Genomic DNA, 21,105 nt, shown 5'->3' with positions numbered 1-21,105 from the left:
CAGGCGATGATGCGTGTGCAGGACGTGGGGCTGCTGGCGTGTCCGGACTGTCGGGGCCGGCTGGTGTGGCACGGGCAGAGCGAGGACGACCGGCTGGACGAGGGGCGCCTGCGCTGCGGCGGCTGCGGCGAGACGTGGGAGGTGGAGGACGGGCTGGCCCGGCTCTACCGCGAGGACCGCGTGCGGGGCACGGACCGGCTGATGCGCCACATCTACGACGGGCTGCCCTCGCTGCATGACCCGCTGACGGCGGTGCTGACGCCGCTGTTCCAGTCCGTCTCCGAGTCGCGGATGCGCGACGGGTACATGCGCCGGCTGGAGCTGGGCTCGCTGAAGCGGCATGAGGACGGGCAGCCGGTGCGCGTGCTGGAGGTGGGCGTGGGCGCGGGCGCGAACCTGCCGCGCATCCGGGGGGCCCTGCCGCCGGGCCTGAGCGTGGAGGTGTGGGGGATGGACTTGAGCACCGGCATGCTGGCCCAGTGCGAGAAGCGGCTGCGCCGGGGCCGGGGTGTGAAGGACACGCGGCTGCTGGTGGCGGACGCGCACGCGCTGCCGTTCCGGGACGCCACGTTCGACCGCGTCTTCCACGTGGGCGGCATCGGCGGCTACCACCAGCCCGCGGTGGCGCTGCGGGAGATGGCGCGCGTGGCGCGTCCCGGCACGCCGCTGGTGGTGGTGGATGAGCAGATGGACGCGGACTTCCGGCCGTCGCTGTTCCAGCGCGCCGCCTTCCGCGCCCTCACGTTCTACACGCGCGAGGCGAGGAGCCCGCGCGCGCTGCTGCCCCCGGACGCGGAGGGCGTCATCGAGGAGCAGGTGTCACCCTTCTACTATTGCCTCACGTTCCGCGTTCCGGGGCCGGCCGTCACGGGTTGAGCAGCAGGTCCAGCAGCCGCAGCGTCATGCCCCCGGAGAAGTCGATGGTGGCGCCGTTGAACCAGGCCGCGTCATCGCCCACGAGCACGGTGACGAAGCGCGCCACCTCCTCCACCGTGCCCATGCGCCCCGCGGGGTGCATGGCCGCGTGGCGTGACTCCAACCGGGCCAGCGCCTCCGGCGAATAGACGTGGCGCAGGGCGGGCGTCATCACCGTGCCGAACTTGAGCAGGTTGACGCGGTGGCCCTTCGGGCCCAGCTCCATCGCCAGATGGCGCACGTACATCTCCAGCGCGGCCTTGGCGGCGCTGATGAGGCCGGTGTTGCCCAGGTGCGTTTCGTCCAGCGGGTTCTGCAGGCCCAGCAGGCGCGCGTCCGGGGCCAGCAGGTCGCGCCGCACCAGTGCCTGCACCCAGTACACGAACGAGTGCGCCATGCAGTCGAACGTGCGCTGCACGCGGCGCGGGTGCAGCCGGTCCGGGCCCTCGGAGAGGAAGTGCCCCACGGACGCGCCGGCGATGGCGTGGACGAACAGCTTCACGCTCCGGGGGCCCGCGCGCGCGAGCAGGGCGTCCGCGCCGGACTCGGCGGCCTCGGGGGTGGAGGCGTCCGCCTGCCGCAGGTGCACGTCCCGGCCCGCCTCCCGCACGCGGGCCTCCAGCTCGAGCGCGGTGTCCGGGTAGCGGCCCCGGTGCACGCCGAAGACGTTGAGCCCTGGCCTGCGCGCGACGGCCTTCGCGATGGCCGCGCCCGTGCCGGAGGAGGCGCCGAGGATGAGCGCCCACGCCGGGTCTGACGCGTCCTCCGTGGCGGCTGGAGGGGACCCGTCTGCTTCTCGTGGCACATGCATGGTGCCATCAATCATAGGAAGCAGCGCGCGACGGTGGGGGCCTCGACGGAGGGGAGGGCGGGACGGATCCGCCCGCGCCCTCCGTGAAACTCCGGGAGACGGGCCTTCGCGAGGTCCGTCAGGGGCCCAAGGTCCGCCGGGTCAGGCGGCCTGCTGGACGGGCGCGAGCCCCAGCGCGACGCGGAACTCGTTGTCCGACTCGAAGACCTCCAGGTCGTTGTCGTCGGGCGCCTTGCCACGAGCGCGAGGGTCGAGCAGCTGCCGCAGCCGGGGTGCCCACCTGCTCCCTCCCGTGGTCAGGGTCTCGTTGAGCGCCTTCAGGGTCTTCGCACGGACCTCCCGGAACTCGGGCGCCTCGCGGGGGACGCCCTTCTCCAGCAGGGCGCGGGCTTGTTGCCCATGGGCCGCGGTCAGGTTGACGAGGATGCTGCCCGGCACGGCGACACCGGGGTAGCGCTCGCGGAACTCGTCGACGTAATGGACCGTCTTCGCGACACCCTCCGCGCCCTCCCAGAGCGGCAGGTACGTCAGCCAGTCGTAGACGCTCTCCGCGAGCCGGACGCTTCCGGGGGGCTTCAAGAGCGCATGGGCCTCTTGCACCTGCCTCCAGGCTTCCTCCCGGTTCCCGGTGAGATTCAGCAGCCGGGTGAGCTCCACCCGGAGCTTGGGGTTCTTGGGGTCGAGCTCGATGGCCGAGCGAAAGGCGGTGATGGCCTCGCCCGGGTTGTTCCGGATGGCCTGCGCGCGCGCCCACAGGGGGACGTCCTGCCCACGGACGTCCCGCAGGGGCCGCTCGGTGACAAGCTCGGCGGCCTTCTGCTGCGCTTCGGAGACCTCCGGCCGCTCCTCGGGGACGGGCACCGGGGCCTGCGCGAGCGCCTCCCGGGTCTCCTCGTCGTACGTCGCCTGATCCGCCCGGCGGAGCTCCCGCGGGAGATAGAGCCGCGTGCAGAGGTAGCCGCCGATGAAGCCCTCGACGGAGAAGAGCACGATGATGGCCTCCGCCAGGGACTTGGTCAGGCCCGGCGTGTTGCCCGTCATCTCCAGCGCGACCGTCGCGATGGCGGTGGGCAGGCGCGACAGCTCCACCAGCCCGACGCCGATCAGCAGCTTCGTGAGCCAGTCGGAGATCTGCTCCAGGTTCGTGTTCACCCCGAGCACGTAGCGGGAGGAGCCCGGCGTGGGGTCCGCCGCCTCCTGCTGGAGCACCTTGGGAATTCCGAAGAGGAAGCCCAGGAGCCCGCCCAGGCCCAGCCAGGCCAGCGGCCAGAACACCGCCAGCCCGACGCTCTGTGGGGACAGGCCTCCGACCTGGAGGGCGCAGAGGAGCACTTCCGTCAGCAACAGCGCCAGCGCACCCAGTTGAATCCGGCGCGTGGTCGTATCCGAGAAGGTCGCCATGGGGGTTCGGTCTTTCCGGAAGGGACTTCAGCCGTGCGACGTGACGAACCGCTTTTCACCCACTTCAATGGTCAGGCTCCGTTGCATGCCCGCCTCCAGGCCCCACCGCTTGCCGAGCATGTCGAGCCAGCCCATGAACGCGGCGACGCGGAAGTCGTCGCAGACCAGGTCGTCCAGGGCCACGAAGGCCTGCTGCACGACGGAGGTCGCGTCGCTCTCCGGGATGACGGTCTCGCTCTGGATGGCCTTGTTCAGCGCGCTGAGCTTGTCGAGCAGGTCCTTCCAGAAGGCATGCACCTTCCCGTACGGCCTGCCTCCGATGTCGCCCCCGTAGCGCGACGACTGCTCGAGCACGTCCGAGAACGTGCCGGTGAGCCCGCTCAACTCCCACTGCGCGGCGGAGGCGCCGTCCGCCCCGGCGTGGGTCTTCAGGTGATACCCCACGTTCGCCCTGGCGCGGTCCCGCGTCCAATCCCTCCCGCCGTCCTTCAGGTAGGCGTCCCAGAGCGGCGTGTAGAGCTCTTCCCTCCGGTCGATGTTCCTGCGCACGGGCTGGTTGGCCCGGGGCAGCGCGCGCGCCAGGGCCCGCGCGAAGGCCTGTCGCTCCAGGACGGGCTCCGTGCCGAGCTTCGCCAGCAGCTTCCGGAAGCTGTCGGTGTCCACCCGCAGCTCCAGCCGCGAGGACGCCTGCGTGCCGCCGGGGGCCACGCGGAAGAAGCGCTCCACCAGCTCCACCAGGTCCTCGGGGCGCAGGACGCCCCAGACGGTGGCGGCGTCCAGCTCGCCCTGGATCAGCTCCTTCGACAGCGCGTCCTCCACCTTGCGCTGGGCGAAGAAGGCGAACTCGAACTCATCCGCGCTGGGCGTGAGCGAGTAGCGCGGCATCTGCGCGCTGAAGTCGGTGCCCCAGCTGGAGGTCCTCCCCCCGTACAGGAGGCCGGAGCTGGAATAGCTCCGGGCGCCCAGGAAGGCGTAGCGGCGCGGGCCGTTGCGGTGGTCGCGCGACGCGTGCTGGACGACGGCCTTGAGCTTCCGCCGGTCCTCTTGCGTGGCGAAGTTGACGTCGCGCCAGCTCAGGCCCAGGCCCCAGGAGCGCTCGGACTCGACGGTCTTCATGTGGAAGTAGCGCTTCAGCCACGCGTTCTTCACGCGGCTCTGGATGGAGGCGAGGTCCCCGGAGATGAAGTCGCCGTGCGCGGCCGCCAGCTGATCCGCGGGGACCTCCAGCTCCATCAGCGTCGAGTCCTCGGTGCTCCGGACGTACTCGTAGGTGAAGGCGGCCTTGAGCGCCCCGCTCACGACCGAATCGACGAAGGCCTTCAGCTCGTCGTAGGCGGCCCGGATGGACGCCAGCGTGAGGTCCGACGACTTCAGGAAGCCCAGCTGTTTCAGCGCGGCGCCCGCGACCTGGAGGAGCACGGGCGTGAGGGCGTTGTTCTCCAGCCCCTCCACGAGCTTCAACGCGTCCTGCACCCGCGAGTCCACGGCGCCGAGGATCGCGGCGAGCAGCGGCGAGGAGTACTGCAGCGTGACGCCCACCCCCACCTGGGTCCCGGCGGAGTCCGAGGTGGCCTTGCGAACCGACACGCGGAACGGCCCGTCGACCGTCGGGCGGGAGAAGACGAGCCGGAACTCGTCCTTGAGCGACACCGTGCCTCCAATGGACGCGCCCGCCTCCACCTTGAAGTCGAACACCAGGTTCCCGGCCAGGCGCTTCGCGAGCGCGGACGCCAGGGAGCCGCTGAGGATGGACCAGGACACCTTCACCCCGGCCTTCAGCTCCAGGGCGGACTGGAAGGACAGCGCGTCCCCGGGCCGCAGCGCCTGCACGTCCCCCACCAGGAAGGGCAGCCGCAGGGACTTCGCGTCCGCGCCCAGCGCGGCCTCCAGCGTCTGGGTCGCGGTGTGTTGCCGGTAGTCCGTCACCAGCACCTGGACGGTGCCCCCGCCGCTCAGCTCGACGAAGGGAAAGGGGCCCACGCCCGTGGCCTCCGCGTCCAGCTGGGCCGCGTACTTCAGCCAGCACGCGGTCCCATCCGGTGAGTAGAGCGGCTCCACCGTGGAGCCGTCCGACTCCTTCGGGGCGACGCCGATGATGCCGTGCGCGTCCTTGTCATCCGGGTCGTTGAAGAGCTCCACGGAGGCCTTCAGCGCCGCCCCCAGGGACACCTGTCCGCCCGGAATGGGGATGGGCTTGCTCCCGCCCAGGTCCGCGTTGCCCAGCGCCTGGTCGTGCGCGGCATTGCCCAGGGCGAGCTTGAGAGTACTCACCACGGGAATGTTGATGCTCCAGCTCATGATGTCCCCCCAGTCGTAGTGTCATCCTGTCCCTTGGACAGACGGGCAATCATTGCCGCAACGGGCCGCGAAACGACGTGTGACGTCAGGGAGGGGTGTCTGTTGATGAGTCCACGAAGCAGGGGCGGGGGCTTTACGCGGCACGGGACCTGTCAGGGTGTCTCCCGGTCGAAATCGTCATCACCCTGGGGATGTAGGGGTTGTTCACAAGTCCGCGACGGTCTAACCAGTGGGCACCGAGCCACGTCATCCCCCGAGACGTGTCACAGGAGCCCCTTGTGTCGAACCCGTCCGAGATCGTCTTCGGCCATACGGTCGAAGGTCTGCTGTTGGCCCTGAAGGGCCGGCTGGAAGGCCCCTTGCGCGCGAAGCTGAAGGCCGCGGGGCTGGACCTGGACCGGAAGCTGGAGCCCGCGTATCCCAACGCCATCTGGCAGCGGCTGCTCCAGATTGGCGCGGAGGAGCTGTTCCCGGGCGTCCCCATGGGCGAGGCGCAGTGGCTGCTGGGCGAGCGGTTCGTCACGGGCTACTTCGAGACGAACATGGGCCGCGCGCTGCACGGCGTGCTGAAGCTGCTGGGCCCCGCGCGGGCCCTGGAGCGCACGTCGCGCAACCTGGCCTCCGGCAGCAACTTCCTCCACGTGGAGGTGGACCGGCTGGCGGACCGGGACTACCGCATCAAGGTGAACGAGGGCGGGACGTACCCGCAGTTCATCGGCGCCATCTGTCACTTCGGAACGCTGACCACCGGCGTGAAGGGCCTGACCACGGTGGTGGAGCTGCGCGAGGGCCGCGCCGCCACCTACCGCGTCCGCTGGTAGCCGCCGCGCGCCGCGTCCAGCAGCCCCTGCACGGCGCCCGTCACCTCCCGGTGCACCGCCCGCAGGGACTCCCGGTCTCCCGCGTCGAAGCCCGGGACCAGATGGGACGCCAGCGGCTCTCCTACCCACTGGGTCATCTTCACCGGGAACGGCAGGGACAGGGGCCACAACCCCGTGGCGCCCACGCCCAGCCACAACGGCAGACGTCCTGGCATCCCCACGCGCTTGCCCCAGGCATAGCCGTCATTCAGCCCCACGTACGCGTCGTCCATGCCGTGGCCCGCGATGGGGATGATGGGCAGCCGGTGGCGCACGGCCAGCCGCAGGTAGCCCAGCCGGTCCCCCCAGTCCACGCGGTAGCGGTGCCGGAAGTCGCGGCAGCCCTCGCGCGTGCCGCCCGGCTGCACCAGGACATGCTCGCCCCGCGCCACCGCCTCCTCCAGCAGCGGCCCGTCGCCCGTGACGAAGCCCAGCCCGTCCGCCACCTGCCGCATGCCGGGGATGCTGTCGAAGGCGCCGTGCGCGATGCCGTGGGGCAGGTAGCCCAGGCGGTCGTGCAGCGTCACCGTCAGCATGCACAGGTCCGTGGCCAGGGGCCGCCCGTGGTAGCCCACCAGCAGCTTCGCGCCCGGCCTCAGGAGCGGCTCCAGGTTCACCACCTCGTAGCGGTGGTAGCGCTGGAGCAGGCGGAACGTCCCCAGCCACGCGGCCCTCGCCGCCACGGCCACCGCCGTCATCCGCCCACCCGGTACAGCACCGCGCCGTGCGCCACGCCCGCGCCCACGCCCACCAGCAGCACCCGGTCCCCGGGCTTCACCGGCCGCGTGCGCCACAGCCGGTCCAACCCCGTCCCGAGGGACGCGGAACCCACGCTGCCCACCGTGTCCACCACCGTCACGCTCTTCTCGGGCGGCACCTCCAGCGCCTGGAGGATGGCCGCGAGCATGCTGCCGTTGGGCTGGTGCGTCAGCACCCACGCCACGTCCGCCACCGTCAGCCCCGCCCGCTGAAGCACCTCCGACGCCGCGCGCTTCAGCGCTCCCAGCGCCACGCGCGTCATGTCCCGGGATGGCGTGAGGAAGCGCATGCCCTCCGGCCGGCCCGTCATGTGCGGGTTCTCCAGCACGACGTCCGGCGGGAGCGTGCCGTCGTTGCCGAAGGCGGCGCCCAGCACGCCCTCGCCCGGCCGCGCGTCGCCCAGCACCACCGCCGCCGCCGCGTCGCCCAGCACCAGGTAGGGCCGGGGGTCCTCCGGCCGCGTCGTGCGCGACAGCAGCTCCACGGACACCACGCCCACCGGCCCCAGCCCCGTCGCCACCGAGCGCGCCGCCAGGTCGAAGGCGCTCAGGAACCCCATGCACGCGTTGCCCACGTCCATGGCGTCGCAGGTGCCCGACAGCCCCAGCGCCGCCGCCACCCGGCTGCCGTTGGCCGGCGTGGTGACGTCCCCGCCCATGGACGACACGAAGAGGATGCGCTTGAGCGCGGACGCCTCCAGGCCCGCCGCCTCCAGCGCGCCTCGCAGGGCCTGCGCCCCCAGGTCCGCCGCCCGCGTGCCCGCCGGGGCGAAGTGCCGCGTGCGGATGCCCGTCTTCTTCTCCACCTCCGCCGCGTCGCGCCCCACGCGCTCGCACAGCGCGGCGGTCGTCACCGGCGGGCCGGGGAGCACGCTCGCGGTGCCCAGGATGCGGACGGGAATCACGCGGCCCTCCTTCCGCCGCCCGTGTTGCGGCGCACGCGCAGCGACTCCCAGGCCTGCTTGAGCTCCAGCAGCTTCTGCTCCAGGTCCATGTCGCGCGCGGCCTCGTCCAGCACGTCGTCCACGTGCGAGAAGCGCATGGACCCGAGCAGCGGATGGTCGCGCGGGCCCACGTCATAGCGCAGGTCCCCGCGCGCCGACTCCAGGTCGCCGCTGCGGTGCAGCAGCAGCACGCCGCTGGCCAGCAGGTCCTTGGCCCGCGCCACCGGGTTGAGCGCGGAGAGGAACAGCCCCACCGCCCCGGGCAGCAGCGGCCGCGCGGCGTGGTGGTGGCCCATGGGGAAGATGTTGCTGGAGAAGACCAGGTCCGCGCCCGCGTCGAGCAGCACGTCCACCGGCACCATGCTGGTGAAGGCCCCGTCCACGTAGCGCGCGGGCGGCTGGAGCGTGGGCGCCCACACGCCCGGCGCCGAACCGCTGGCGCGCACCGCCAGCGCCAGCGGCCCCTTCTCCAGCACCACGCACCGGCCCGTGGACAGGTCCGTCGTCACCGGCAGGAAGGCCGTGGGCAGCTCCTCCAGCGCCAGGTCCCCCAGGTCGCCTCGCACCAGCCACTCCATGGCCTGCGTGGTGACGACGGAGGACAGCGCCGCCGCGGACAGGTGCCCGACCTTCGCGCGGTGCTGGAGCCGGCGCAGGCCATCCAGGCCCTCGCGCCCGTCGCGCGCGGTGCCGCAGAAGTACGCGCCCACCAGGGAGCCCATGCTGGAGCTGCTGAGGAAGTCCACTGGCACGTCCAGCGCCGCCAGCCGCCGCAGCAGGTGCACGTGGTAGAAGCCCCACACGCCGCCGCCGCTGAGCGCCAGCCCCACGCGCCGGCCGGTGATGGCGCGCGCCCACCGCGACAGCGCATCCCGCGTCCCCGCGTCCAGCCCCAGCGCGGCCAGGGGCCGCGAATCCCCCCTGCGCGCCACCAGCCGCTCCCAGTCCAGCCGCAGCCGGCACCCGGGCGGCGGCGCGGCCTCGTCCCAGCCGTCCTCGTCCGGCAGCGAGCGGCCCCGCAGCGTCGGGCTGCCCTGCGAGCGCCACGGCGACAGCAGCACCGTGGACAGCACCGGCGCTCGCGAGAGCTCCCCGGCGTCCGCTTCGCCCTCGGGCGGCACCAGCCGCACCTCGCGCGTGGCCAGGCCCTCCGGCACCGCGAGCCCGTCCACCAGCACGCAGTCGAAGTCCTCGTCCGGGGCCACGAACGGCGCGCCCCCGGCCTCCCGCGTACGCGGGCCCACCGCGCGGCGGTACACGCCATCCGCGCCGCGCACCGCGCCCTCCGTCCGCTTCGTCCCGGCGCGCACCAGCAGCACCCGGTCCCCGAAGTCGTGGACCATCACCTTCGCCACCAGCTCCACCAGCGTGGACAGCACCGCGGGCGGCAGCTCCAGGCCCTGCGTCCGGAACGTCACCACCTCCGCGCGCGGCCCGCTCCCCGCTCCCGCCCCGCCGTGACGGGGCGCGGCCGCCACGGCGTCCAGCTCCGCGCGGGGAATGAACAGCGCGTGCGACGCGGACCGCGCCGTCACCGTGACGGGCCACGTGCCCCGCGCGAGCGCCTCCACGCCCAGCGACATGCCCGAGCGCAGGTGCAAGAGCACGGACCCTCCCGCCGTCACCTCCCACTCGCCCGAGCGCAGGAGGTAGATGCCGTCCACCTCCTCGCCTTCCCGGCAGACGCCGTCACCCGCGGCGGGCTCCACCAGCCGGGCCCTTCCCAGCAGGCGAAGGAGGACGGACGCGCGGGTGTGGCGCAGCGCGGGCGCCTGCTTCAACGTGTACAGCCACCGACGCCGCTCATCGACAGTCAGGGGAGAAGCCATGCGTCGGCCAAGGATAACCAAGGCGCTCCGGCGCCGGATAGCGCACCAGAGTGCTTGCTCGCAGTGCGGGTCCTTCCCGACTGGTTTCTACGCGGGCTGGGGTCGCGGCGGCTCCTCCTCGGGAGGGAGTGGCGGCGACGGCGGGGACGGTGGACCGCCCGTGGAGTTGCCGTGCTTTCGATGTTTCAGGATCTTCGTCCGAGCGCCTTCGACGATGGCGTAGAGCACCGGGATGAAGATGAGGTTGACGAAGGTGGAGAAGAGCATCCCGCCGAAGACGGTGGTGCCCAGCGACTTGCGCGCGGCGGAGCCCGCGCCGCTGGCCAGCATCAGCGGCACCACGCCGAAGAGGAACGCGAAGGACGTCATCAGGATGGGGCGCAGCCGCGTCTCCGCCGCGTTGATGGCGGACTCCACCACGCCTTGGCCCTGGGCGCGCAGCTGTTCACCGAACTCCACGATGAGGATGGCGTTCTTCGACGCGAGCCCCACCAGCATCACCAGGCCCACCTGACAGAACACGTCGTTCACCAGCCCGCGCAGGGTCTGCAGGAGCAGCGCGCCCAGCATCGCCACGGGCACCGCGAGCATGACGACGAAGGGCAGGGCGAAGCTCTCGTACTGGGCGGACAGCACCAGGAAGACGAAGATGATGCCCAGCGCGAAGATGACGAGCACCGTGTTGCCCGCGCTCTTCTGCTCCAGGGACAGGCCGGTCCACTCGTAGGTGAAGCCGGGGGGCAGCGTCTGCTGGGCCAGGTTCTCCATGATCTGCAGTGACTGGCCCGTGCTGACGCCGGGCCGGCCCTGGCCGTTGATGTTCGCGGCGCGGAAGAGGTTGTAGTGGCTGATGGTCTGCGCGGTGGCGACGGGGGTGAGCTTCACCAGCGCCTCCAGCGGCACCATGCCTCCGGAGTCCGAGCGCACGTAGAAGCTGCCGATGTCCTTCGGGTTGTCGCGGAAGGGGATGGCCGCCTGCACGAACACGCGGTAGACGCGGTTGGCGAAGGTGAAGTCGTTCACGTACTGGCTGCCCATGTACACCTGGAGCGTGGAGAACACCGCGCTCAGGGGCACGCCCTGCGCCTTGGCCTTCTCGCGGTCCACCTCGATGTTGAGCTGGGGCGAGCCCGCGGAGTACGCGGAGAACACGCCGCGCAGCCGGGGCTCCTGGTTCGCCTTGCCCACCAGCGCCTGGGTCGCCTGCGCCAGCTCCTCCAGCGAGTGGGCGCCCTCCTGGTCCTCCAGCACGAACTCGAAGCCGCCCACGCTGCCCACGCCCCGGATGGCGGGCGGCTGCAGCGGCAGCACCCGCGCGCCGCCCACCTGCGACAGCGGGCCGCGCAGCCGCTCCACCATGGACGCGACGCTCTCCTCCTTCTTCTTGCGCTCCTCCCAGGGCTTCAGGTTGATGAAGAGCGAGCCGTAGTTGGCGCCCGTGCCCAGCAGGGAGAAGCCGCCCACGGTGAAGATGTCGATGACCTCCGGCTGCTTGTGGAGGATGGCCTCCACCTGGAGGAGCACCTGCCGCGTGTACTCCAGCGACGTGCCCTCCGGGCCCTGCACCGCGACGATGAGGTAGGCCTGGTCCTCGTCCGGGATGAAGCCGCTGGGCACGGAGCGGTAGAGCAGCCCCGTGGCGGCGAGGAACACGACGAACGCGGCGACGACGAGCCAGCGCGCCTTGCCCAGCATGAAGCCCAGCAGCTTCCCATAGCCGCGCCGGAGCGAATCCAGCCCGTCGTCGAACTTGCGCGCCAGCAGGAACTTCTTGCCCTCGTTGGCGCGCAGCAGGCGCGCGCACAGCGCGGGGGACAGGGTGAGGGCGACCAGCGCGGAGAGGCTGATGGAGAAGGCGATGGTGAGGGCGAACTGGCGGTAGATGGCGCCCGTCGTGCCGGGGAAGAACGACACCGGGATGAACACCGCGGAGAGCACCAGCGCGGTGGCCACCACGACGCCGGACACCTGCTGCATGCCTCGGGAGGTGGCCGTGTGCGCGTCCAGCTTGTCGTGCTCCATCACGCGCTCGACGTTCTCGATGACGACGATGGCGTCATCCACCACCAGGCCCGTGGCCAGCGTCAGGCCGAACAGCGTCAGCGTGTTGAGGGAGAAGCCGAACGCGTTCACGAACATGAACGTGCCCACCAGCGACACCGGCAGCGTCGTCACCGCGACCAGCACGCTGCGCCAGCCGTGCAGGAAGATGAAGATGACGATGATGACCAGCAGGATGGCCTCGCCCAGCGACTGGAGCACCTCCCGGATGGACGCGCTCACCGCGAGCGTCGTGTCGAACGCCACCTTGTAGGTGAGGCCGGGCGGGAAGTTGACCGACAGCCGCTTGAGCTCCGCCTCCACGCCCTCGCGCACCTGCAGCGCGTTGGAGCGCGGCAGCTGGGTGATGCCCAGACCCACCGCGTCCTGCCCGTCGAAGCGCAGGAGCTGCGTGTAGCTCTCCGCGCCCAGCTGCGCGCGGCCCACGTCGCGGATGCGCACCAGGGCGCCGTCCGCCCCGCGCTGCACGACGATGTTCTCGAACTCCTTGGCGGACGACAGCTGCCCGTTCACCTGGAGGGACAGCTGGTACGCCTGGTCGCTGGCGGTGGGCGCCTGGCCCACCTTGCCCGCGCCCACCTGGACGTTCTGCTCCTGCAGCGCGAGGACCACGTCCTGGGCGGTGAGCTTGCGCCGGGCCAGCTCCGTGGGGTCCAGCCACAGGCGCATGGCGAAGCGGCGCTCGCCGAAGATGCGCACGTCGCCCACGCCCTTCACGCGCAGGAGCGCGTCGCGGATGAAGACGTCCGCGTAGTTGCTGAGGAACTCCGGGTCGTAGCGCTTCTCCTTGTCGAAGATGCCAAAGGCCACGAGCAGCTGCGTCTGCGCCTTGCGCACGGTGATGCCCAGGGCGTTGACCTGCGCGGGGAGCTGCGGCGTGGCGGTGGCCACGCGGTTCTGCGCGTCCACCGCCGCCAGGTCCGGGTCTCGCGACGGGTCGAAGGTGGCGATGATGGAGCACTGGCCGTCGTCGGTGCTGGTGGAGGCCAGGTAGCGCATGCCCTCCATGCCGTTGAGCTGGCGCTCCAGCACCGTGGTGACGGAGCTCTCCACCGTCTCCGCGGACGCGCCGGTGTACGTGGCGGTGATCTGCACCTGCGGCAGCGCCAGCTCCGGGTACTGCTCGATGGGGAGGCCGGGGATGGAGATGGCGCCCACGAGCGTGATGAGGATGGACACCACGCTCGCGAAGACGGGGCGCCGGATGAAGAAGTCGGAGAAGTGCATGGCGGCCCCCTACCGACCCGCGTCCGCGCCGCCGCCCGTGCCCTGTGGCGGCGGCAGGGGCATGGCTTCGCTCTGGCCCTGCTTCGGTTCTGCGGGCCTGGGCTGGATGGGCATGCCGTCGCGCAGCTGCTGCACGCCGCTGATGACCACCTGCGTGCCCGCGTCCAGGCCCTTCAGGACCTCGTAGTCGTTGCCCTCGACGAGCCCCAGCGTCACCGGCTGGCGCTTCGCCACGGTGCCGGCGTCGCCCTGGCCCACCACCATGGCGAAGGACTGGCTGCCCTGCCGTGTCACCGCGGTGGTGGGCATGGTCAAGGCCTCGCGCACGTCGTAGACCAGCTGCGCGCGCACCAGCTGGCCGGCCCTCAGCCCTCCGGTGTTCCGGAAGGCGGCCTTCACCTCCACCAGCTGGGTGGTGGGGTTGGGCGTGCTGGCGATGAAGAACGCGGGCGCGCGCACGAGCGCCTTCCCGTCCACGTCCACCACCTCCAGCGGCGTCTGGCCCAGCTTCACGCGCGCGGCCTGGTCCACCGGCACCTGCACGGACAGCTCCAGCAGCTCGGCCTGGTCCACGATGGTGAGGCCCGTCTGGGGCGTGACGTAGTCGCCCAGCTTCACCGGGATGTCGCCGACGACGCCGTCGAAGGGGGCGCTCACGTTGAAGAACCCCAGCTGCACCTGCTGGTTCTGGATCTGCGCCTCCACCGCCTGGGCCTGGGCGTCGGCCTGCTCCGCCTGGGCCACGGCCTGTTCGTAGTCCTGGCGGCTGACGAGCCCTTCCTTGAGCAGCTGCGCGCTGCGCTCGCGCGTCCGGCGCGCGTATTCGCGGCTGGCGACGGCGGAGGACTTCTGGGCCTGGGTCGCGCGCAGGTTGGCCTGCTCCTGGCGCGGATCCACCACCAGCAGCACCTGCCCGGTCTTCACCGGGACGCCAGGGCGGATGGGGATGGATTTCACGTAGCCGGCCACCTGCGGGTAGATGGTGATGCTGCGCCGGGAGATGAGCGTGCCCACGTACTCGCCGATGTCGCGCACCGTGCCGGGCTTCACCTGGAGCACCTGCACGGACACGGGCTTGCCGCCGCCCTGGCTCTGCTTGCCCGCCTGCGGCCCCCCGCCGGGCGTGGACTGGCCGGGGTCCTTGCCGCTGCATGCTCCCGCCAGCGCGAGGACGAGCCCCCACGTACCCCAACCGCCCCTCACCAATCGCATGCTGCCTCCGACAGGAATGCATCCACCTGGGCCTGGTGGAACTGGAAGTCGGTGATGACCAGATCCAGCTCCGCCTGCCGCAGGGCCCCGGCCGACTCCACCAGCTCCAGGCTTGTTCCGGTGCCCACCTCGAAGCTGCGGCGGGTGAGCCGGTCATTCTCTTCCGCCAGCTGGCGCTCGCGGTCCGCCAACTCGCGCGTCGCCAGCGTCACCTGCACGGCGCGCTTCGCCTGCGTCACCTCCACGGCGATGTTGCGCTCGCGCGCGGTGATGTCCGCGTGGGCCTGCTCCAGCTGGCCGCGCGCCTGGCGCATCCGGCCCTCGCGCGCGCCGCCATCCCAGAAGGGCAGCACCAGGCTGGCGCCGACGTTCCAGATGGGGACCTTGGCGAAGCCCGGGTTGACGGTGAAGGCATAGGTGCCGCTGGTGAGGTCCAGGGTGGGGGCGTACTGCCGCTTCACCTCGCCGATGGCGCGCTCCGCCACCAGCAGCCGGGAGCGCGAGGCGGCGATGTCCGCCCGGTTCGACAGCGACTCCAGCGTGTGACAGGACTGGCTCGTGCCCTGGAGGAGCGTGGTCAGCTCCAGGCCCTGTCTGAGCCCCACCGCGCCCGGGGTGCCCAGGGCGAGCCCCAGGGACTCGCGGGCCTTGCGCAGGTTCTCGTCACCGGTGACGAGGTTGCGGCGGGCGGTCTGCGCGTCCTGCTCCACGCGCACGACGTCCAGCCGGGTGCCGGCGCCCAGGTCGAAGCGGCGCTGCGCGAGCGACAGCCGCTCCAGCGCGGTGCGCAGGTTGACGCGGTTGACCTCCGCCAGCCGCTCCATGGAGGACACCGACACCAGGGCCTGCGCGAGCCCCCGGGTGAGCTGCCGGCGCGTCTCCGCCAGGGACAGGGCGGCGGTGCGCCGCGTCTGCTTCGCGCTGCCCAGGGCATAGAGGCTGGCCAGGTCCACCACCGGCACGGTCGCGTTGAGGACGCCCACGCCCAGCAGGTCCGTGGGGGTGCTGCCGGCCCCGCTCGTCGGCACCGTCCCCCCGTCGAAGAAGATGAAGCTCGGGTTGAGCAGGTTGTACTGGGCGGACAGGTTGCCGCTGACGTTGGGCAGCAGGTTGGAGAGCGCGATGCGCCACGCGCCCGCGGCCGCCTCCACCTGGCCCAGCGCCGCCTGGAGGTCGGTGGAGCGCTGGCGCAGCAGCGTGAGCGCTTCGTTCCAGGACTGGAGCTGAAGGGGGGCGGGAGGCACCGGCGCCAGCAGCGGATCCGACACGTCCGCGTGGAAGGGGGGTGGCACCTCCGGGACGGAGTCCGGGTCCTGGGCCGCGGGCGTGCCGGCGCGAGGGGCTTCCCGTGCGGGAGCGTTCGGCGCGCGGGGGACAGGCGCCCGCGTGTTTGGCGAGGCCGCGTTGGGGGCCGGCGCGGTGGGCGGGGGCGCGTTCGTCGCGGGCGCGGTGGGCGTGGCCGGCGCGGGAGCCTGGGGGGCGCGCTGCATGGGCGCGGTGTTCTGCGCCAGGGCCACGGGGTGTCCGGAGCCGGGCTGAGCGGGAACCGCGCCGGGGGTTCCGGTCTGGGCCAGCAGGGCTGCGAACAGAAGTGCGTTCATAAGGGGTGCTCCCCAGGTAGGGGCGAAGCCACCCCCCCGCCACGGGTTCGCGCCCCCACTGCTCCAATGGACAACACAGACATGCGGGTGACTGCTCATCAGTGAATGGACAGACATGCCCGGGGTCCCGGATGGCACCGCGGGACCCAGGACATGCCAGGGCCGCGGCCCTCAATCGCAGGAGACGAGCAGGATGCTGATCGCGGTGCAGCGGCGCGAGTCCTGGTTGTTGGCGGCGTTCGGATCCTCGGGCTCCCCCGCCACGCGGGTGGCCGTCACGGTGTACGGCAGCCCGATGTTGAGCAGGCCCAGGGGGACGGTGAAGAAGCGCGACTGGGTGGCGCCGACCGCCAGGGGCCCGAAGCCGCAGGTGACGGTGCCGGAGGACGCCGTGCATTCGCTGGAGCTGGCGGACAGACCGGCGGGCAGGGCGGAGCGCACGGTGGCGGCGTTCATCACCGCGGGGCCGTTGTTGGTGACGCGCACTTCGTAGCGGATGTAGGGCGTGAGCAGGCCCAGGTTGGGCCCGGCGAAGAGCTGCACCCGGGCGTCCGCCTTCAGCGCCGTGGAGGTGTTGAGGAACACGGAGACGGTGTTGCCCGCGCGCTGGGCCGCGATGAGGTCCGGCTTCCCGTCGGAGTTGAAGTCGCCCGTCGTCAGCGCGGAGACCGGGTGGTTCGTGGGCAGGGTCGTGGGTTGACCGAAGACCCCGTCGCCCGGGTTGAGGAGCACGGTGATGCCGGACGCGGCGCTGGAGGCGAGGGCCACGTCCACGAACCCGTCGAGGTTCAGGTCCGCGGCCGCGAAGGCGGTGGCGTTGACCTGGGTGGAGAGGGTGCGGGCCTCGCCGAACTCGCCGTTGCCGTTGCCGGGCAGGACGGACACGAAGCCGTTGCCCGCGACGAGGATGTCCTTGCGGCCATCCCCGGTGGCGTCCGCCAGGAGCACGCGGGTCGCGCCCCCGGCGCTGGGATAGGTCTTGTTTGGATAGAAGGCGCCGTCGCCCCTGCCGCCCAGGAGGGTGACGAGGCCGGAGGCGTCCACGGTGACGAGGTCTGGGTGTCCGTCACCGGTGATGTCCGCCGCCGCGAGGTCCACGGCGGGCGCGGACAGCGGCAGGAAGAGCGTCTGCGGCGGCGCCCCCGTCCCCTGGTTGAGCAGGATGACGACGCGCGGCTGGGCGGACAGGGTCGCCACGTCGATGCGCGTGTCTCCGTTGAAGTTCGCGGAGGTGATGCCGCGCAGGGATTCCCCTTGGGGGAGGATGAGGGTCTGGCTGGAGGACGTGAAGCCGTCCACGCCGTCGCCGTTCAGCGTCTCGAGGACGCGGGTGCCCACGTACGCGACGTCGAGCGTGTTGGCCCCGCCGAAGCCGCCGGTGATGACGGCGTTGGGGAAGGTGTCTGGGTTGAAGGGCACGCGCTTCGGGGCCGGGGCGAAGCCGCCGGCGCCGTTGCCCAGGAGGACGGAGAGGCTGTTGTCGGAGGGGTTGGCGGTGATGGCGTCGAGCCGTCCATCGGCGTTGAAGTCACCCACGGTGACGGCCTCGGGGCCCGGGGAGGTGACGCTGTTCACGGGGGGCGCGAAGCCGAGGGGGGCCGCCGCCCAGGCGGGAGCGGAGAGGCCCAGCAATCCCAGGCACAGGAGGGTCTGCGGAGAGGAGCGGGGGTGCTTCCTGATTCGCGAGTTCATGGCACGTCCTGACGCGTGGGTTGCAACAGGGGTCGGCCCAAGGTGCGTCGCGTGCGTCGGAAGGGCTTCTGTCCTGGAGGGAGGGAGCGAGTTCAGGTCCGTGCGCCAGAGGGCATGACGTCGCGGAGCTCCGCCCTGGTCTGTTCCTCCTCCGCCCGCACCGTGACGAGGTTGAGCGCCATCTCCGCCGAGCGACGGTGCGACTTCCCGGTGGGGTTGGGCGAAGGTTCAATTCCTCTCAAGTGCTTGGGAGGAAGGAATCCACGTCTGGATATCCGCGACACGGGGGGCGCTGGATGCGCGGGCTGCCCCTGGCTGTGTGCCTGCGCTCCATCCGCGCGCGCTCAAGCCCCAGCTCTGCGAGAAGCAGGGGCCCCTCATGGACATGGGCGCGACCTACGCCGTGGACGTGCCGGGGCGGCGCATCCTCGCCGTCCGGAACTGAGCGCTCACGGCGCCGGCATCATGCCCAGCCGCTGCTTCGCGGGGCGGCTCTGCGGGTCGAAGCGGAGCGCTTCCTCCAGCCGCTCGCGGCCCTTCGCCACGTCGCCCTGCACCATGTACAGGTCGGCCAGCCGCACCAGCACATCCGCGTTGTAGGGCTGCAGGTCCAGCGCCTGCTCGAACTCGCGCGTCGCGGTGGCCACGTCCCGGCGGCGCATCGCCAGCTGCCCCAGCATCACGTGCGGCTGCACCAGCCCCCGCGTCTCCGGCGCCTGGGCCAGCATCTCCAGCGCGGGGACGCCCCGCCGGTCTCCGAACGCGGCCAGCGTCAGCGCCGCGCCCTGCCGCACCCACAGCGAGCCATCCTGCAACAGCGCCACCAGGTCCTCCGTCGCCTCACGCGCGTTCGCGCTGCCCAGCCCGTCGATGATGTCCGAGCGCAGCGTGCTGTCCGTCGTGCCCTTCAGCGCCGCCCGCAGCGCCGGCACCGCGTCGTGCTTGAACCGGCGCGCCAGGAGCTGCGCCGCCACGCCCCGCAGCGTCGCCGCCTCCGCCGTGTCCGCCAGCACCGCCTCCAGCGAACCCCGGCTTGCCGCCGCCGTCTTCTCGTCGAACGCGTCCGCCAGCCGGATCCGCCGCTGCTGACGCACCTCCGCCTGGGGCCACCACTTCGTCAACGCCTGCTCCATCGCGTCCGGCGTCTCCTTCGTGTGGCAGGTGTTGCACGCGTTGGGCACGTCATGGCGCGCCGTGTTCCGCGGCACCGGCACGTCCAGCGCGTGGTCCGCGAAGTGGTCCAGCACGCCCGACACCACCGGCGGCATGTGACACGCGAGGCAGTCCTGCGCCGCGGCCGCCTTGTGGTGCGTGTGCTTCTCTCCCTGCGCCATCACCTCCGCGTGACAGCCCTGGCACGTCGCCGCGTTCACCGCCGTGCGCGCCACGGCCGTCTTCGGCTTCTTCACCTCGTTGGGGGCGCTCGGGTCGTGCGGCGCCGCGTGGCACGTCAGGCACGTGGCCCCTCCCTTCAGGTGGCACTGGGACTGGATGAGCGCCTGGTACTCGAAGCTGGAGGTGCTGGGGCGCCCGTCGGTGAAGAAGTCACCGGAGCGCTCGTTGCCCACCAGCAGCACCATGGGCTGGTAGCTCGCGTCATAGCGCTGGCCGGGCTGGAAGCGGTGCTCGGCGTCCAGCATGGGGAACAGCGTGCGGCGCGGCCCGTGGCACTGCGCGCACACCGCGAAGCCCTCCTCCTTGGGCAGCTTCCGCGGCTGGATGATGTCCGCCGGCGCCTGCGACTCCGCGTGCCGCCCCCCGGGCCCGTGACAGGACTCGCACGCGACGCCCGCGTCCGCGAACTTCGTCTCCCACTGGTGGCTCGCCCGGTCATAGCGCGTGTCCAGCCCCGTCACGTGGCAATCCAGGCACGCATGCTGCGCGCTGCGGCGGAAGTTCGCCCAGAAGAACGGGTGGTCCGGCGCCAGCGCCCCCTGCTTCTTCTCCGAGTAGTCCACCCACTCGCCCTTGCCCGTCACGTGGAAGTACACCGGCAGCACCTGCCAGCGCCCGTCCGGGAGCAGCGTGATGGGGTCCTGCATCCGCTTGCCGCCCACCACCCACTGCACCGGCCACTCGCCCAGGTTCCCGTCCGCGCCCTTGGTGCGCATCAGGTAGTTCTTCCCGTCGCGGCGCATCCACGCCTCGCTGGACTCGCCCTGGAAATGCGTGCCCGCCGCGAACGTGCCCACCACGTATGGCTTCGCCGCGGGCGAAAGCGCGCGCGCGTGCCAGTCGTGCTTCCAGCCGGCGTGCTGCGTTTCGTGGCAGTCCGCGCACACCTGCGAGCCCACGAAGTGATTCGGCTTCGCGGGCGGCGCCTCCACCGTCTTCACCGGCGCCGGCGCCACCGTGCTCCCCGCGTCCAACGGCGGCGCGGGAGCCTGGGCAACCACTGGCGCTGGCGCTGGTGGCGCGGAGGGCGCTGACGAGCGCAGTGCGAGGAACAGGCCCACGGCGAGGACGACCACCGCGACGGTGACGAGGACAGGGCGAGAGGTGCGCATCCGGAGGTGCCACCCATGCTCCTCCCAAGCGCCGGACGGCACAAGCGGTGCCCCGCGTGTTCCCGTCTCCTCCAGTGGACACTGCCCTCCCGGGTAGGACTGCGTTCCCGGCGAACCATGGACTAGGGTCCCGGCTGGCGAAGGGAGGTCCGTGTATGCCCATGCGGTCCGTGAATGGAACCCGGCTGTACTACGAGGACACCGGCGGTGCTGGGGACGTGGTGCTCTTCAGCCACGGCTTGCTGTGGAGCACGCGCTTGTTCGACCCGCAGGTCGAGGCCCTGCGCGGCCGCTTCCGCTGCATCGCGTACGACCACCGGGGGCAGGGCCAGAGCGACGTGCCGCCCGAACCGGCCATCGACATGGAGACGGTGTACGCGGACGCGGTGGCGCTCATCGAGTCCCTGGGCGTGGCACCGGTCCACTTCGTGGGCCTGTCCATGGGCGGCTTCGTGGGCATGCGGCTCGCGGCGCGGCGTCCGGACCTGGTGCGCTCGCTGGTGTTGCTGGAGACCTCCGCGGACCCCGAGCCGCCCGCCAACGTGCCCCGCTACACCGTGCTCAACCTGGTCGCGCGCTACCTGGGGCTTGGGCCCGTGAGCACGCCGGTGATGCGCATCATGTTCGGCACGTCGTTCCTCACCGACCCGGGCCGCCAGGCGGAGCGGGCGCTGTGGCGCGCGCGCCTGAGCGAGAACCGCCGCGACATCTGGCGGGCCGTCAACGGCGTCCTCAAGCGCAAGGGCGTCGCGGAGGAGCTGCCGCGCATCCAGACCCCCACGCTGGTCGTCGTGGGCGAGGAGGATCGCGCCACGGTGCCCGCGAAGGCGGAGCGGATCCACTCGCTCATCCCCGGCTCTCAGTTGGTGCGCCTGTCGCGCGGCGGCCACTCCTCGTGCGTGGAGGAGCCGGCGCTCGTCAACGCGGAGCTCGCCCCCTTCCTCACCCGGCATGCCTCCACCGGCGCCGCGCACACCGGTTGAGGCGCC

General features: G+C 71.8%; 15 protein-coding genes. 4 read left to right on the top strand and 11 right to left on the bottom strand.

What is annotated here, in order from left to right; genetic code table 11:
• Window positions 1–6 precede the first annotated feature (6 nt).
• Window positions 7–876 (top strand): methyltransferase domain-containing protein, encoded by an 870-nt coding sequence (locus GTY96_RS36410; protein WP_201756725.1) that lies wholly within the window; start codon window positions 7–9, stop codon window positions 874–876.
• Here the strand turns inward: GTY96_RS36410 and GTY96_RS36405 are convergent.
• From GTY96_RS36405 to GTY96_RS36395, 3 genes are all read right to left on the bottom strand, one after another.
• Window positions 866–1,726 carry an SDR family NAD(P)-dependent oxidoreductase gene (locus GTY96_RS36405; protein ID WP_143903331.1) on the bottom strand — a complete coding sequence of 287 codons (861 nt, stop codon included), beginning with the start codon at window positions 1,724–1,726 and terminating at the stop codon, window positions 866–868. The two genes, GTY96_RS36410 and GTY96_RS36405, sit on opposite strands and share 11 nt — an antisense overlap.
• Before the next feature lie 141 nt (window positions 1,727–1,867).
• Window positions 1,868–3,127: a tetratricopeptide repeat protein gene (locus GTY96_RS36400; RefSeq protein WP_161667110.1), complete on the bottom strand. Its 1,260-nt coding sequence runs from the start codon at window positions 3,125–3,127 to the stop codon at window positions 1,868–1,870.
• Between the two features lie 27 nt (window positions 3,128–3,154).
• Complete coding sequence (locus tag GTY96_RS36395) at window positions 3,155–5,425, bottom strand: hypothetical protein (RefSeq protein ID WP_143903335.1); 2,271 nt, start codon at window positions 5,423–5,425, stop codon at window positions 3,155–3,157.
• A 278-nt stretch (window positions 5,426–5,703) separates the two neighbouring features.
• On the opposite strand from GTY96_RS36395, the gene GTY96_RS36390 reads away from it, so the two are divergent.
• Window positions 5,704–6,246: a DUF2378 family protein gene (locus GTY96_RS36390; protein ID WP_143903337.1), complete on the top strand. Its 543-nt coding sequence runs from the start codon at window positions 5,704–5,706 to the stop codon at window positions 6,244–6,246.
• Here GTY96_RS36390 and GTY96_RS36385 read toward each other — a convergent pair.
• The 7 genes from GTY96_RS36385 to GTY96_RS36355 form a co-directional block, all read right to left on the bottom strand.
• Entirely contained in the window at window positions 6,228–6,983 is a 756-nt protein-coding gene (locus tag GTY96_RS36385) for a lysophospholipid acyltransferase family protein (protein WP_143903339.1), read from the bottom strand. The genes GTY96_RS36390 and GTY96_RS36385 overlap by 19 nt on opposite strands.
• Window positions 6,980–7,948, bottom strand: coding sequence for a 3-oxoacyl-ACP synthase III family protein (locus GTY96_RS36380; protein WP_161667109.1), 969 nt, complete (start codon window positions 7,946–7,948; stop codon window positions 6,980–6,982). Before GTY96_RS36380 ends, GTY96_RS36385 begins: the two co-directional genes overlap by 4 nt.
• Window positions 7,945–9,816 carry a cyclic nucleotide-binding and patatin-like phospholipase domain-containing protein gene (locus tag GTY96_RS36375; RefSeq protein ID WP_161667108.1) on the bottom strand — a complete coding sequence of 624 codons (1,872 nt, stop codon included), beginning with the start codon at window positions 9,814–9,816 and terminating at the stop codon, window positions 7,945–7,947. The genes GTY96_RS36380 and GTY96_RS36375 overlap by 4 nt, the downstream gene beginning before the upstream one ends.
• 87 nt (window positions 9,817–9,903) lie before the next feature.
• On the bottom strand, window positions 9,904–13,104 hold the full coding sequence (locus GTY96_RS36370; protein WP_143903345.1) for an efflux RND transporter permease subunit: 3,201 nt from the start codon (window positions 13,102–13,104) through the stop codon (window positions 9,904–9,906).
• A gap of 9 nt (window positions 13,105–13,113) precedes the next feature.
• On the bottom strand, window positions 13,114–14,316 hold the full coding sequence (locus GTY96_RS36365) for an efflux RND transporter periplasmic adaptor subunit (RefSeq protein ID WP_143903347.1): 1,203 nt from the start codon (window positions 14,314–14,316) through the stop codon (window positions 13,114–13,116).
• Complete coding sequence (locus tag GTY96_RS36360) at window positions 14,304–15,917, bottom strand: TolC family protein (protein ID WP_161667107.1); 1,614 nt, start codon at window positions 15,915–15,917, stop codon at window positions 14,304–14,306. The genes GTY96_RS36365 and GTY96_RS36360 overlap by 13 nt, the downstream gene beginning before the upstream one ends.
• Window positions 15,918–16,088: 171 nt before the next feature.
• Entirely contained in the window at window positions 16,089–17,609 is a 1,521-nt protein-coding gene (locus GTY96_RS36355; protein ID WP_161667106.1) for an FG-GAP-like repeat-containing protein, read from the bottom strand.
• Window positions 17,610–17,928: 319 nt separating this feature from the next.
• On the opposite strand from GTY96_RS36355, the gene GTY96_RS38470 reads away from it, so the two are divergent.
• Complete coding sequence (locus GTY96_RS38470) at window positions 17,929–18,054, top strand: hypothetical protein (RefSeq protein WP_268904003.1); 126 nt, start codon at window positions 17,929–17,931, stop codon at window positions 18,052–18,054.
• A 4-nt stretch (window positions 18,055–18,058) separates the two neighbouring features.
• Here GTY96_RS38470 and GTY96_RS36350 read toward each other — a convergent pair whose 3' ends face one another.
• Window positions 18,059–20,116 (bottom strand): HEAT repeat domain-containing protein, encoded by a 2,058-nt coding sequence (locus tag GTY96_RS36350; RefSeq protein ID WP_143903353.1) that lies wholly within the window; start codon window positions 20,114–20,116, stop codon window positions 18,059–18,061.
• Window positions 20,117–20,271: 155 nt separating this feature from the next.
• On the opposite strand from GTY96_RS36350, the gene GTY96_RS36345 reads away from it, so the two are divergent.
• Window positions 20,272–21,099, top strand: a complete 828-nt coding sequence (locus tag GTY96_RS36345; protein WP_143903355.1) for an alpha/beta fold hydrolase — start codon at window positions 20,272–20,274, stop codon at window positions 21,097–21,099.
• Window positions 21,100–21,105: the final 6 nt, after the last annotated feature.

Source organism: Corallococcus silvisoli, from assembly GCF_009909145.1.
Classification (GTDB): Bacteria; Myxococcota; Myxococcia; order Myxococcales; family Myxococcaceae; genus Corallococcus; species Corallococcus silvisoli.
Note: the sequence above shows the minus strand (reverse complement) of the source record. Positions and strands in the feature narration are given on the sequence as shown.